Genomic DNA, 238 nt, shown 5'->3' with positions numbered 1-238 from the left:
TTCTCAGTCAAATGCTCGATTAGGTGTATGGTTTGAGTGGCAGAAAGCTTGCTTTGGCTTCCGCCATTTTCAGGCTTAAGTTTTTCAGAAAGAACATAGTCGCTGAGGTGACGAGCAACAGTCGATTCATGAATGCGAAGAGCTTGTGAAATCATAGTCTGACTCCAGCCTTCAGAAGCCAGCAAAACAGCTTTTATCCGGTCGCAAACTCGACTATCACGTTCAATGTCGTGCATTT

The 238-nt window shown here is 44.5% G+C and carries 1 protein-coding gene; it reads right to left on the bottom strand.

Annotation, left to right across the window (positions count from 1 at the left end):
* The coding region (locus RH85_RS16425) for a helix-turn-helix domain-containing protein (protein WP_006713826.1) at positions 1-236 on the bottom strand (236 nt) is incomplete at its 3' end.
* Positions 237-238: the final 2 nt, after the last annotated feature.

The sequence above is a fragment of the Vibrio ichthyoenteri ATCC 700023 genome (genome assembly GCF_000222605.1).
Lineage (GTDB): Bacteria > Pseudomonadota > Gammaproteobacteria > Enterobacterales > Vibrionaceae > Vibrio > Vibrio ichthyoenteri.
The sequence above is the reverse complement of the archived record's forward strand: the minus strand, read 5'-3'. Positions and strand labels throughout refer to the sequence as shown.